Source organism: Microvirga sp. HBU67558 (assembly GCF_018069605.1).
Taxonomy (GTDB): Bacteria; Pseudomonadota; Alphaproteobacteria; order Rhizobiales; family Beijerinckiaceae; genus Microvirga; species Microvirga terrae.
This window is the reverse complement of record NZ_JAGPUP010000117.1, coordinates 1-299: the sequence shown is the minus strand read 5'-3', so window position 1 is coordinate 299 and position 299 is coordinate 1. Positions and strand designations below refer to the sequence as shown.

Below are 299 nucleotides of genomic sequence, written 5' to 3'. Positions count from 1 at the left end.
TCGACCCAGCAGGCGGCTGCCGAGAAGGCGATCGAGGATCTCAAGCCGCTCCTGAAGGGAACGTCTATTGGCGTGCAGACCTCGACCATCCAAGCCTCCTTCGCTGACAAGTACCTGAAGGGCACCGCCGAGATCCGCGAGTACAAGACGACGGAACAGCACGACCTCGACCTGGCGGCCGGGCGAATTGACGCCGTTTTCGCTGGGGCAGCCCAGATCATTGGCACACTCGCGAAGCCTGACTTCAAGGACTATGCCGTTGTGGGCCCATCCTTGACGGGCGGCCTGCTCGGCGCTGG

1 pseudogene is annotated in these 299 nt (G+C 63.2%); it reads left to right on the top strand.

The window, feature by feature from the left end:
- Positions 1-299: pseudogene (locus tag KBI52_RS33760) on the top strand (ABC transporter substrate-binding protein); the annotation flags it as partial.